The sequence below is a fragment of the Paracoccus alkenifer genome, from assembly GCF_900108405.1.
In the GTDB taxonomy this organism is placed as follows: domain Bacteria; phylum Pseudomonadota; class Alphaproteobacteria; order Rhodobacterales; family Rhodobacteraceae; genus Paracoccus; species Paracoccus alkenifer.
Window position 1 is genome coordinate 85963 of record NZ_FNXG01000004.1, and the last position, 13396, is coordinate 99358.

At 64.7% G+C, this 13396-nt stretch carries 11 protein-coding genes; all 11 read left to right on the forward strand.

Features of this window, described 5'->3' with window-relative positions; translation table 11 throughout:
* Positions 1-87 precede the first annotated feature (87 nt).
* The 11 genes from gpmI to BLW83_RS10925 all read left to right on the forward strand — a co-directional run bounded on the left by gpmI (position 88) and on the right by BLW83_RS10925 (position 13306).
* Complete coding sequence (gene gpmI / locus BLW83_RS10875) at positions 88-1611, forward strand: 2,3-bisphosphoglycerate-independent phosphoglycerate mutase (protein ID WP_090848258.1); 1524 nt, start codon at positions 88-90, stop codon at positions 1609-1611.
* Entirely contained in the window at positions 1608-2924 is a 1317-nt protein-coding gene (locus BLW83_RS10880; protein WP_177172551.1) for a murein hydrolase activator EnvC family protein, read from the forward strand. Before gpmI ends, BLW83_RS10880 begins: the two co-directional genes overlap by 4 nt.
* Positions 2921-4423, forward strand: a complete 1503-nt coding sequence (locus BLW83_RS10885) for a S41 family peptidase (RefSeq protein WP_090848259.1) — start codon at positions 2921-2923, stop codon at positions 4421-4423. The genes BLW83_RS10880 and BLW83_RS10885 overlap by 4 nt, the downstream gene beginning before the upstream one ends.
* Positions 4424-4430: 7 nt before the next feature.
* Positions 4431-4943 carry an RNA pyrophosphohydrolase gene (locus tag BLW83_RS10890; protein ID WP_090848260.1) on the forward strand — a complete coding sequence of 171 codons (513 nt, stop codon included), beginning with the start codon at positions 4431-4433 and terminating at the stop codon, positions 4941-4943.
* 89 nt (positions 4944-5032) lie between these two features.
* A complete protein-coding gene (locus tag BLW83_RS10895) occupies positions 5033-5743 on the forward strand; it encodes a DUF421 domain-containing protein (protein WP_177172552.1) in 711 nt (236 codons plus the stop codon).
* An 84-nt stretch (positions 5744-5827) separates the two neighbouring features.
* Positions 5828-6142, forward strand: a complete 315-nt coding sequence (locus BLW83_RS10900; RefSeq protein ID WP_090848262.1) for a hypothetical protein — start codon at positions 5828-5830, stop codon at positions 6140-6142.
* A 200-nt stretch (positions 6143-6342) separates the two neighbouring features.
* Positions 6343-7617: a lytic murein transglycosylase gene (locus tag BLW83_RS10905; RefSeq protein WP_090848263.1), complete on the forward strand. Its 1275-nt coding sequence runs from the start codon at positions 6343-6345 to the stop codon at positions 7615-7617.
* A gap of 531 nt (positions 7618-8148) precedes the next feature.
* A complete protein-coding gene (locus BLW83_RS10910) occupies positions 8149-9504 on the forward strand; it encodes a tyrosine-type recombinase/integrase (protein ID WP_090848264.1) in 1356 nt (451 codons plus the stop codon).
* Complete coding sequence (locus tag BLW83_RS15475) at positions 9501-10367, forward strand: hypothetical protein (protein ID WP_143042825.1); 867 nt, start codon at positions 9501-9503, stop codon at positions 10365-10367. The genes BLW83_RS10910 and BLW83_RS15475 overlap by 4 nt, the downstream gene beginning before the upstream one ends.
* A 204-nt stretch (positions 10368-10571) precedes the next feature.
* A complete protein-coding gene (locus BLW83_RS10920; RefSeq protein ID WP_218139122.1) occupies positions 10572-10769 on the forward strand; it encodes a helix-turn-helix domain-containing protein in 198 nt (65 codons plus the stop codon).
* A gap of 239 nt (positions 10770-11008) precedes the next feature.
* Positions 11009-13306 carry a VapE domain-containing protein gene (locus BLW83_RS10925; protein WP_177172553.1) on the forward strand — a complete coding sequence of 766 codons (2298 nt, stop codon included), beginning with the start codon at positions 11009-11011 and terminating at the stop codon, positions 13304-13306.
* Positions 13307-13396: the final 90 nt, after the last annotated feature.

The window sequence follows — 13396 nt, forward strand, 5'->3', positions numbered from 1 at the left end:
GTGGCGCCATGCTCACGCGGTCGCGCCTTGCCGAGGCGGGGCCGGCCCCGTAGAAACCCGGCACCGATCCGCTGCGAGAGGCCATCCATGCGCTTTCCCCGTCCCGTTGTCCTTTGCATCCTTGATGGCTGGGGGATTTCCGACCGCCCCGAGTTCAGCGCCCCCGCTCAGGCGCAGACGCCGAACATGGACCGGCTGCTGGCGGAATGCCCGCACGCGACGCTGATCACCTATGGGCCGGATGTGGGGCTGCCCTCGGGGCAGATGGGCAATTCCGAGGTCGGGCACACCAATATCGGCGCGGGCCGGGTGGTGGCGATGGACCTTGGCCAGATCGATCTGGCGATCGAGGACGGCAGTTTTTTCCAGAACCCCGGCATCGGCGATCTGATCGCGCGGCTGCGGGCATCCGGGGGCACGGCGCATCTGATGGGCGTGGTGTCGGACGGCGGGGTTCACGGCCACATCGCCCATGTGGTTGCCGCCTGCCGGGCGGTGGCGCAGCAGGGGGTAAAGGTGGTTTTGCACGCCATCACCGACGGCCGCGACGTGCCGCCGCAATCGGCGCTGGGGTTCGTGACGGAACTGGCCGGCAACCTGCCCGAGGGCGTGACCATCGGCAGCGTCTGCGGGCGCTATTTCGCCATGGATCGCGACAACCGCTGGGAAAGGGTGCAGCGCGCCTATGACGCCATCGTGCGCGGGCACGGGCTGGCGGCCGAGGATGCCCCCCATGCCGTCACCGCCGCCTATGCGCGGGGCGAGACCGACGAGTTCATCCAGCCCACCGTGTTGCCGGGCTATGGGGGCGCGGCGGACGGGGACGGGTTCTTCTGCCTCAATTTCCGCGCCGACCGCGCGCGCGAGATCATGGCCGCCGTGGCACAGCCGGGTTTCGACGCATTCGACGTGGGCCTGCGGCCGGAATGGGCGGCGGTGCTGGGGATGGTGGATTATTCCGCCCGGCACGACGAATACATGACCGCCGCCTATCCCAAGCGGCAGGTGCCGAACACGCTGGGCGCCTGGGTCGCCGCCAAGGGGCTGCGGCAGTTCCGGCTGGCCGAGACCGAGAAATACCCTCATGTCACCTTCTTCCTCAACGGCGGGAAAGAGGCCCCCGAGGTGGGCGAGGACCGTTTCATGCCCTCAAGCCCCAAGGTCGCGACCTATGATCTGGCGCCGGAAATGGCGGCGGCCGAGGTGACCGACCGGCTGGTGCAGGCCATCGGCGAGGGCTACGACCTGATTGTGGTGAATTATGCCAACCCCGACATGGTGGGCCACACCGGCAGCCTGCCCGCCGCGGTGCGCGCCTGCGAGGCGGTGGACCGCGGCCTTGGCGCGATGCTGGCGGCGCTGGATCGCGCGGGCGGCGCGGCGGTGATCATCGCCGATCACGGCAACTGCGAAACCATGGTGGATCCCGCCACCGGCGGGCCGCACACCGCCCACACTACCAACCCGGTGCCGGTGATCGTCCGGGGTGGGCCCGCGGGGGCGTCCCTGCGCGCCGGCGGGCGGCTGGCCGATGTGGCGCCGACGGTGCTGGCGCTGATGGGGCTGGACCAGCCGCCCCAGATGACCGGCCGCAGCCTGCTGGTCCCGTGATCCGCCCGCCGTCCCCTCTTGCCGCCGTCGCGCTGACGGCTTTTGCTGCCGGCTGGCTTGCGCCGCCCGGCGCGGGACTGGCGCAGACGCTGGTGTCGGAAAACGGGCTGGGCGCCGTCACCACCATCACCGGCGACGAACCCGACATTGCCGAGGCAGAAACCCCCGCCGAGGCCGCCGGCCGCGCCGCCGCCGCCGCCGCGCAATCGCTGCGCGAGGCGATCGGCCAGCTGGACCAGGCGCTGACCGCCGACGACCAGGTGATCGCCCTGACCGAGGTCATCCGCGCCTATGAGCAGGGGCAGGCCGCGCTGCGCGACAGCCTGCGCCGCGCCGCCCTGCGCGAATCGCAGCTGCGCGAGGATTTCGAAGCGCAGCGCGAAGACCTTGCCCGCATCGTCGGCGTGATGGTGGCGATGCAGCAATCGCCCGAAACCCTGCTGCTGCTGCACCCGGCCGGCGCCACCAGCACCGCGCAATCGGGGATGATCCTGTCCGCCGTCGCCCCGGCGCTACAGGCCGAGGCCGACCGGCTGGGCGCCTCGCTTGATGAAATCGCCACCGTGCGCCGCATCGAACAGGCCGCCGCCGATTCGCTGGCGCGGGGGCTGGCCGACGTGCAAGAGGCGCGGCAGCTGCTGGCCTCGGCCGTCACCGACCGCTCGTCCATGCCGGTGCGCTTTGGCGAAGATCCCAAGGAACTGACCGCGCTGCTGGCCTCGGCCGATACGCTGGACGGGTTCGCCGACGGGATCGTGGCGATGGAAAAGGACATCGGCGCGCCCATGGCCGATTTCGAGGCCGCACAGGGCAGCCTGCCGCTGCCGGCACTGGGCCGCGTGCTGCACGGCTATAACGACGAGGGCGAAAACGGCATCCGCCGCCCGGGGCTGACCATCGCCACCCAGCCGGGCGCGCTGGTCACGACGCCCTGGCCCGCGACCATCCGCTACCGCGGCCCGCTGCTTGATTACGGCAATGTGATGATCGTCGAGCCGTCGCGGGGCTATCTGCTGGTCGCCGCCGGTCTGGCCGAGCTGTTCGGAGAGACCGGCGATGTGCTGATCGCCGGGGAACCCATGGGGCTGATGGGCGGTCAGGAAGGCCCCGCGGCCGAATTCGGCGCCGCCTTTGTCGAGGCCGCAGCCGGCGGAAACAGCCCGGAAAACGCGCAGAAACTGTATATCGAGCTGCGCAAGGGCAAGGAAACACTGGACCCCGCCGACTGGTTCGTGATGAATCCGGTCATGAGCCACGGCGGGGATACGCCGGACGGCGGGGCACAGGCAGAGCAGGTCAGGACGACGGAATGAAGCAATATCTGATGGCCGGGATCGGCGGGGCGCTGGCCGGCATTCTGGTGACGACCCAGCTGGCCGCGCCGCTGATCGCGCAGGAATCCGAACGGAACGCCTCGATCTACGAACAGCTCGACCTGTTCGGCAACGTGTTCGAGCGGGTGCGGCAGGATTACGTCGAGGACGTGGACGCCAAGACCCTGATCGAGGCCGCGATCAACGGGATGCTGACCTCGCTCGACCCGCATTCCTCGTTCCTGTCGGCCAATGACTATCAGGACATGCAGACCCAGACCCGCGGCAGCTTTGGCGGGCTGGGGATCGAGGTCGGGCAGGAAGACGGGCTGGTCAAGGTGATCTCGCCCATGGACGGCACCCCCGCGGACGCGGCCGGGATCCAGCCGGGCGACTTCATCTCGCATGTGAACGGCGAATCGGTGATGGGGCTGTCGCTGGACGAGGCGGTGGACAAGATGCGCGGCCCGGTCGGGTCCGAAGTCACCGTCACCATCCTGCGCGAGGGCGAGACCGAGCCTTTCGACGTCAAGATGACCCGCGAAACCATCAAGCTGACCGTGGTGCGCACAAGGATCGAGGGCCACGCCGTGGTGCTGCGCGTCGCCACCTTCAACGACGAAACCTATGACACGCTGAAATCCGAACTGGACAAGGCGGTCGAAGAAGCCGGCGGCATCGACGCGGTGACCGGTTTCGTGCTGGACCTGCGCAACAACCCCGGCGGGCTGCTGGATCAGGCGGTCCGGGTCAGCGACGCTTTCCTCGACAAGGGCGAGATCGTGTCCACCCGCGGCCGCAAGCCCGAGGAAAGCGGGCGCTGGAACGCCGAGCCGGGCGATCTGGCGCAGGGCAAGCCGATGGTGGTGCTGATCAACGGCGGCTCGGCCAGCGCCTCGGAAATCGTGACCGGCGCCTTGCAGGACCACCGCCGCGCAATCGTGGTGGGCACCAAATCCTTTGGCAAGGGCTCGGTCCAGACGGTGATGCCGGTGACCTCGGACAGCGCCATCCGGCTGACCACGGCGCGGTATTACACGCCCTCGGGGCGCTCGATCCAGTCGCTGGGGATCAACCCCGACATCATCGTGCAGCAGCCGCCCGCCCGCCCGGCCGAGGACGACGAACAGAAATCCCCCCGCAGCGCGTCCAGATTCTCGACCTCGGAAAGCGACCTGCGGGGCGCGCTGAACAACGATTCCATCAGCGACGAGGAACGCCGCCAGATCGAGGAAGAGGCGCGGCAGGCCGAACAGACCGCCGAGCTGCGGCAAGAGGATTACCAGTTGGCCTATGCGGTCGACATCCTCAAGGGGCTGGCGGCGGTGGATTTCTCCAGCCGCGACCTGGCCGCAGCCGCAACCCCCGCCGCCACCGGCAAGGACGCGACCAGCGAGGACGCCCGCGACGGCACGACAAACGATGCGCGCGAAGGCACGACCGACAACGGCAACCGCCCGGTGGACCGCCCCGGCGACGACACCCCCGCCAAGGAATAAGCCGCCGATGAACAGCGCCTCGCCCCACGACCTGCCCCCCGGCCCCGGCGGCCTGCCCTATCGCCCCTGCGCCGGGGTGGTGCTGATCAACGCCGAGGGCAGGGTCTTTGCCGGCCACCGCATCGACAACCCCTCGGACGCCTGGCAGATGCCGCAAGGCGGCCTGGACGCGGGCGAAGATCCCCGCGCCGCCGCCCTGCGCGAACTGCACGAGGAAACCGGCATCCCCCCCGAGCTGTGCGAGATCGTGGCCGAGGCGCCCGGCTGGCTGCGCTATGACCTGCCGCCGGAACTGCTGGGCCGGATCTGGGGCGGGCGCTACGGCGGTCAGGTGCAGAAATGGTTCCTGGTCCGCTTCAACGGCTCGGACGCGCAGATCGACATCACCACCGACCACCCTGAATTCGACGCATGGGCGTGGATGACCGCGGCCGAGATCCGCGACCGCATCGTCCCCTTCAAGCGCGAGGTCTATGACGCGATCTTCGCCGCATTCCGAGGGCATCTGGCCGACAGCTAGCCCCCCGCCCACGCAACCCTGCTTGCCGGCGCCCGCGCCCTGCCCCAATGTCGCCCGGACATCTGCCCGTATTTGTCCGAGATGACGCCATGGCCGACCCGATCGTCGCCTTTGACCTGCAACGGATGTTCCTGGGCGATCATCCCGCGCTGTTTTACGCCGAGATCATCTTTCGCACGGCGCTGGTCTACGGCTACACGCTGACGCTGATCCGCTGGATCGGCGGGCGCTCGGTGGCGCAGCTGTCGATGGTGGACCTGCTGCTGGTCATCGCGCTGGGTTCCGCGGTGGGCGATGCGACGTTTTACCCCGAGGTGCCGCTGTTTCACGCGATGCTGGTCATCACGCTGATCGTGGGGCTGAACAAGCTGCTCGACACGCTGATCGAGCGTTCGGACGTCGCCAAGCGACTGATCGACGGGCGCACCATCACGGTGGTCTCGGACAGCCGCATCCTGTGCGAGGCACTGGCCCAGCGCGACCTCAGCCCGCTGGAAATCAAGTCGATGCTGCGGATGCGGGGCATCTCGAATCTGGGCGAGATCGAATCCGCCTATCTGGAAGCAAGCGGCGGCCTGTCGGTATTCCGGCGTGCGCAAGCGATCCCGGGCCTTGCGATCGTGCCCCCGCTTGAGGTGGAAACACCGGCCGCGCCGCAGCCCGGCGCCAAAGCCGAAATATGCTGCACGAACTGCGGCGCACGACGGGCGGGCCGGTCCGCGCGCCCGGACCTGCCCTGCCCGGACTGCCACCGGGATCAGGGCTGGACAGCAACCACCTGCCCCCCGCCCGGCGGATGATGCCCCGCGGCCTTTGCCGCCAAGCCTTGCCAAGCCGCGGGCTTTGCCCCATCCCGGCGGCGAAACGTGACAGGGGGGACGGCGATGGCACAACAGGTCTATACGCTGCTGGTCGAGGTCGGCCGCAAACCGGATGACGGCCTGCCCGACGGCGCGACCGGCGCGGCACTGGTCTGCTACGCCGCCGGCGTGGACCAGGACGAGGCCGTCCGCGAAACCGTCGCAATCCTCAAACAGGCCGAACTCGCCCCGCTCGAAGTGCAGGGCTACGGCACGCTCGCCGACCGGCTGGCGCAAGAGGGCGAGATCCCACCCGAGGAACGCGCCCTGATGGACCGCGCCCTGACCGAAAACAGCGTCATCGTCGCGCAGATCGAACCGCTGTTCCCCGACAGCTGACCCGCGCCGCCCTTTCTTCTGTGCATAAATATCCCGGGGGAGTCCCGCAAGGGACGGGGGCAGCGCCCCCTCTTTTCAGCGCCCCTTCCCCTCGCACGCTGCGCAAGGATCGGCCGGCCTGCCCTGCGAACGGGTTGCCAGTTTCGGGCGCCCACGGATAGACTCCACCCAACGAAAACGACAAAGAACGAGGCAGTGACATGAGATCTTCCATCGGCAGGCTCGCCCTGTCCGCAGCCGCGGTCACCATCCTGGGCTCTTGCGGGATGGGGATCGGCATGGGGCCGGCCATCGGCATCGGCAGCGGCGGCGGATCGTCCGTCACCCCCGCGCCCATCCCGGCCGCCGACGCGGGAACCGCGGCCAGTTTCCAGCGCTGGGTGCAGGATTTCCGCCCGCGCGCGATCTCGGCCGGAGTTTCGGCCGCGACCTACGACCGCTCGATGCGGATTGCCCGCTACAACCCCGAGGTGATCCGCCTCGACCGGAAGCAATCGGAATTCTCGCGCCCGATCTGGCTGTATCTCGACAGCGCCGTATCGCCCGAGCGCATCAGCACCGGGCGGCAGATGGCCGCGCGCCACGGCCGCACCCTGGCCGCGATCGAGGCCCGCTATGGCGTGCCCAGCGAAGTCGTGCTGGCGGTCTGGGGAATGGAATCCAACTTTGGCGCCAACCGCGGGCGGATGCAGATCATCCCGTCGCTGGCCACGCTGGCCTATGACGGCCGCCGGTCCGAGATGTTCCAGAACCAGCTGATCGCGGCGATGAAGATCATTCAGGCCGGCGACACCGACCCGCAGCACATGCTGGGTTCCTGGGCCGGGGCGATGGGCCACACGCAGTTCATGCCGACCTCGTATCTGTCCTATGCGGTGGATTTCACCGGCGACGGGCGGCGTGACATCTGGTCGGACGACCCCACCGATTCGCTGGCCTCGACCGCCGCCTATCTGGCCCGCAACGGCTGGGTGCGCGGCCAGCCCTGGGGGACCGAGGTCGTGCTGCCCGCCGGCTTTACCGCCGTGGGCAAGGGCACGCGGACCAGCACCGCAAAGCTGGCGGCAATGGGCGTGCGCCCGATCAACGGCGGCTCGCTGCCGGCGGGCACCGGCTCGATCATCCGGCCGGCCGGGGCGAACGGCCCGTCGTTCCTGATCCTCGACAACTTCCGCGCGATCCTGCGCTACAACAACGCCGACAGCTATGCGCTGGGGGTCAGCTATCTGGCCGAAGCCATCGCAGGACGCCCCGGCGTCAAGGCCGGCTGGCCGCGTTCCGACCGGCCGCTGACCCAGGCCGAGCGCGTCGAGATCCAGCGCCTGCTGGCCGCCCGCGGCTTTTACCGCGACGAGATCGACGGCAAGATCGGCACCGGCACGATGGAGGCGATCTCGGCCTTTCAACGCTCGATCGGCACGCCGCCCGACGGCTACGCCACCTCGATCCTGCTGGGCCAGCTGCGCGGCCGCTGAACCCTTTGCCGACAACACCAGAACCCCGGGCGGATACCACCCGGGGTCTTTTCGTTCGCGCGACACAGGGACCGGACATGCACAGGCGTCAAAAAACCATGCCGGCGGAACTTTACGACCCTGCTCTGCGACGGGCCGACCGCACCCCGGCTGACTGGCCACGCCACCGACCACAACGACGGCGCGCGAGACCCCTGACACGCACCGCCGCCCCGACCGCACCGGCAAAGCCGACAATGACGGCGCGGACCGGATCGCAATCGAACCGAGGCCCTCGCAAAAGGAAAGCTGATACGAAACGGGCTGCCGGATCCGGCGGTTTTTCAGCCGGAATATGGAGGCGGGTACCGGAATCGAACCGGTCTTCGCGGATTTGCAATCCGCTGTTGACGATCCATCAGAACTCCTATCTAAACACTGTAGCCAATAAAATATCTTGTATTCATGGCATTGAACCCCTAACAATCCGTAGTGACTGGCCACATGTTTTAACCAGCGCGGCTACAAGGTGGCTACAAGTTGGGGGATGCGATGAAGGTGCCATACACCAAGGGGGCTATTGACGATCTGCCGCACCCGGAGAGCGGGCAGAAAATTTACTGGTTCAAGGAAAGGAGTGGCTTCGGTATCAGGATGACGCCAAGCGCCCGATCCTTCATCTTTGAAAAGCGGGTTGCCGGGACGAAGCGCCGGGTCACGGTCTGCAAGCTACCAAGCGAGATTGACGCCCGGTTTCTCAAGGTTGCGATGAGGAAGGCCAGCGATCTTGATAGTGATTTCACTAATGGAATCGATCCCGTTGCAGAGGCGCGCAAAGCAGCCGCCGAAGCGGCGCGGCAGGCCGAAGCCATGATCACCCTGCGGGATGCTTTCAAGCGATACGCCGACGCAGACAAGCAGAAGGGTGCAGGCAAGGGGCGACCCAAGAAGCCCCGCACGATCCGCGATATTCATGCCGCTTCGGAACGGTTCAAGGATTGGCTGGACAAGCCCGTTACGGAAATCACCGGGGACATGGTGCGGCAACGGTATAGGGAGATTGTGGCCGGTGCCGATGCTGCGCGCGTCAAGGCAGGCAAGGCGGCGACCGGCCATAGTGCGCAGGCGGAACTGGCAATGCGGTATCTGCGCGCAGCCATGAACCATGTGAATAAATCCAGTGATGACGACACGCCTATCATTCGACCTAAGGTCATCGGGCATGTTGGCAACCTTGTCCCGACCACGCCACGGCGAAAAACCCGCAACATATCGGACGGGCGAATCCCTGAATGGGTGGAAGCAGTCAAAACCGGCCTTGACGGGCGCGAGTTTGGCAGCGTCTATCGGGATGCGTTGCTGTTCCTGCTGCTGACCGGGGCGCGGGTGTCCGAGGTCATGGGCAGCGCCATAGATGGCTATGCGCCGTTGACATGGGCCGATGTGGACTTTGAAAGCCGGAAGGTCACCTTCCGCGACACGAAGAACCGCAGCGACCATATGTTGCCGATGGGCGAATGGCTGGTCGCGATGATGCAAAATCGCAAAGCGGCTTCCGTTTCGGACGTGGTTTTCAGCGATGAAGCTGGGCGCGTTCCTGTGAACCTGCGGGGCGGTTATGACCGCATCAGGGATTTGACAGGCATTCATGCCACCCCGCACGACCTGCGGCGGACGTTCGCAACTGTCGTGGCGCGCTTGGACATTTCAGAAATAAAGCTGAAAGGCTTGCTAAATCATATTCGCGTCGTGGACGGTGAGGCTGCGGAAAACGAAAGCGTCGAGATCGCTGATACAACAGCCGGTTACGTTTCCGTTGAGGTTAAAGACCTGCGCGAACCCATGCAAAGGATCGAAGATTACATGCTGCGCGAAGCAGCCGAAGGCGCGGGGGGACGGGCAGCATGAGCGCGCCTTACGACACTGCATTCGCTCACGCGGTTCGGCAGGCGGCAACCGGCTTGCGCACAGTGTCGAAAGTTGACCCCGAGACAGAGGCCGCGCCCCTTGCCTTGATCCTGCACAGCGACAGGGCGCTTGATGCGGATGGGCTGGAATTGCTGGCGCAGCTTGTGGCCGGGAAACTGCGCAAGGTGCGCCAGCCCGCCGGGGAATCGATCCTGGCCCATGCGGTGCGGCGCGCAGGGGCGGCGTGGCGAGCGGGGAAGGGTGCGGACCCTGCGACCACGGGGGGACCGCTAGCGGACGTGCTGCGCGCCGAAGTCGAGCGCATCCGGCACGGCGCGCCTTCGCAGGTCGGGCCGGGTGAACGGGTGTTGCTGGCCGATCTGGTCACGGGCGAATTGCGGCGCGGAACGGCAAGGCCACCGATAGGGGCAGGACATCCACAGGTTGTTGCGGTGGTGCAGTATTATCATGTGCGCAAACATAAAGCGGCACGGCGGCAACCCGACATAGCCAAAACTGTTGAATATCTGAAATCCCGCCTAGGTCGCCCGAACGCGCGGAAACCGAAGCATACAAGTGCGTTCAATCCGGCTGAATATCGCGCACGGGCCGAAAGATGGGCCGGATATGTGGGAATCGTAACGATGATCGCAGCAAAATTTGGTATCACGTCTCGCACAGTTGAAAACTACCTTTCGATGATGGCGGGGCGTGAAGCGGCGATCCGGCAAGCGCATGAAGAATGGAAGGAGCGAGAGTGCAGACGTAAGAGAAAGCGCAAGATAGCATGTCGGCACAAGCGGAAAGTCGTGCGGGAACGCGAGGCCGCGATTCAGCGCGCAGAAGCCGCAACGGATATATAATCCGTCGATAATTTCTAAGAAATTACAGAAAAATCAACAGCCCGGATAACTTTACGGCGGTTCGGGCTTTGCCATGTAGTCACAGCGTAGCCATGCGGCCGGATTTTGACCCCTTTTCTTCGGCACAGAGCGGCTAGCCGCCAATCCCGCACAAGCCCTATGTTGCATGTATCAACCATACCCGACCGGAAAGGAAACGAAACCATGCAACAGATGATTCCCCTGCCCGCGCTTTTGAAGCCGGAGCAAGCCGCCGAATATCTCGGGTGCAGCCCGCAGAAACTTGAGCGTGACCGCTGGTGCGAGAAGAAGATTCCTTATGTGAAGATGGGGCGGCATGTGCGCTATCGAGCAACCGACCTGATTGCCTATGTGAACGAAAGCCTCGTTACGGGCGATTGACGGCCCGTGCCGAATTGGGCACTATGTCCCGGACCTGTGCGTCAGTTAGCGGAATCGGTGAGGCAGGCGTGACTTTCCCTTCGGGGTCTGCTGCCCACCACCCCGCCACTGCAACAGGTATTCCCTGCGAGTCGGACGATGGCAGGATTGCGCGACGTGACCGGATGGCACAAACGCCCCGCATCAATAAGAGGTTCACGCCTCTTTCCCGCTAACAGATGAAACAGGGGATTCCCCAAATGAATACGCATGTCTTGCCGGTTTCCACCGGCCAAATCGTCACGCCTGATATTGCGACCGCGAAGCAGTTTCTTGCCGCGTTGCTTGGCCCTGACGCATCGGTTTCGATTCGCTTGATCTGGCAGAAGGGCGAAACCCCTGTGCCTGACGGTTGGCAAACCGTTCTCACCTTTCATAACCCGACCGACGCGGATTGGTGGAATATCTCGCTTCACAACTGCGAAGGCTATGCTGTCTTTTTCTTCGTGAACGAACTGGACGGAACCGGCGGCACGTCCGATTCCAACGTCATTCGCATTCGCGCCAACTTCGCTGACCTGGACAACCCTGACACCGCAACCGATTCCGCAAGCCGTATGATTTCAGAAATGCGCCCGGCGGTATGGGTGGGGTCGAGTCCGGGGAAGCATCATCTTTATTTCCGCTTTCCGCATCATGCGGACCCGGCGCATTTTCGCGTTCATCAGCAGAAGCTGGCGATTCAGTATGGCGGTGACGCATCGGTGAGCAACCCCGCGCGCATCATGCGCCTGCCGGGCTTCCTGCACCAGAAGGGCGCGCCGTTCCTTGTGCGCTGGGAACCCGTCACGGGCGGGCAGGATACCACGCCCGAGGCGCTGGCAGCGGCCTTGCAGGGCGTTCAGGTGCTACAGGAGGCGGCACCCGGCACCCGGCATCCCCTCGGGACGCTAATGCAAGCGCCGTCGCGGGAATGGCTGCAAGCGGCGCTGGATGCCATCGACCCGAACGACCTGGGGCGGGACGAATGGACGCGGGTTTATTGGGCGGTCATGCAAGCTGGCTGGTCGGTCTGCTATCGCGAAGAAATCTGGCAGATGCTGGCCGCATGGTGCGCCCGATTCAATCGCCAATGGACCGAAAACCCCAGCAAGCGCGGAAACGACCCGGACGATAACCGGGGCGTGTGGATCAATGCCGAGAAGCAAGGGACCAGCACGGGCATTCCGACGATCTTGCGCGCGGTCCCGACTGATGCGCGCGCGTATCTGGAAGCCGAACTGCGGCGGTTCGACCCTTATGCAGCGTTCAGCGGCATGTCGGCTGTCGCGATCCCGGTGGGCGCTGGCGTGCCGCAAATAGAGACGGCCCCGGACTTTCTGGACCACTCTGCGGGAAACACACACGGCAAGAAAATATCGTCAGAAGTTTATCGCGTAATGCGATATTCCAACCTGCCTATCGGATGGAATGATTTCAAAGGTAAGATTGCTGCCCGCGCGCCGCTGCCGTGGAAAATCGAACCGGCAAGGAAGTATCCGCGCAATTGGACGGATGCAGATGACGATTTCTTGCAAGCATATATGCAGCAAGGCCCAGGCATGGCGACGATTGCGATGAACCATGTTCTAAGCGGTTTGAGAATGTATGCCGACCGGAATCGATTCAACCCTGTTGTCGAATATCTAAACAGCCTGCAATGGGATGGCTTCTTGCGGCTTGACGAACTGTTTACGCATTACTTCAAGGCGGAGAACGCAGAATTCGCGCGAATAGTCGGTGCAAAATTTCTGATCGGCATGGTTGCCCGTGCAATTGGTCCCGGATGCAAGCGCGATGAAATGCCCATTCTCGAAGGTGAGCAAGGCGCAAAAAAATCAACGGCGCTGAATATCCTTGCTGGTGACGAATACTTTTCTGATACCATGCCCGATGTTCACGGCAAAGACGCGATGCAACACCTGCAAGGAATGTGGTTGGTCGAGGTCGGGGAATTGGCGGCGCTTCGTAAAAGCGAAGTCGAGGACGTAAAGCGATTCATTGCTGCCAAAATAGATAAATACCGACCTGCCTACGGTCGCAACGTGGTCGAACAGCCGCGAACGGTGGTGTTCGCGGGCACGACGAACAGTGACACCTACCTTAAAGACCCGACCGGGGCGCGGCGGTTCTGGCCGATTGCCTGCGGGCAGATTGACCTGGACGGGCTGCGCCGGGACCGCGAACAGCTATTCGCGGAGGCGGTCGCCCGCTACCGGGCGGGGGAACGCTGGTGGCTTGAGGGCAACGCCGAAATCGCCCTGGCTCAAGGCGAGACGGATGACCGACAGGAGCGCGACGTGTGGCACGATGCCGTCATGAACTGCGTGGCGCGGCTGGAAATGTTCGGGGGTGAAGTGACCATGCAAGCGATCATGGAACAGGGCTTGCAGATAACCAGCCCGAGCATGTCGGACAGCCGAACCACAAGACGGATCGTGGATATTTTGCGCAAGGAAAATTATCGCAAGGCGCGATCATCGGGACTGGGACGCCCGTGGATTTATCGAAAAAAATAGAAAATTTCCCGCTTCGGCGGGATTTTTCATGGTTTGGACGCCATTTGTCCTACTTGTCCACCCCTGTCTGGTAGACTCCTATGAAGCCAC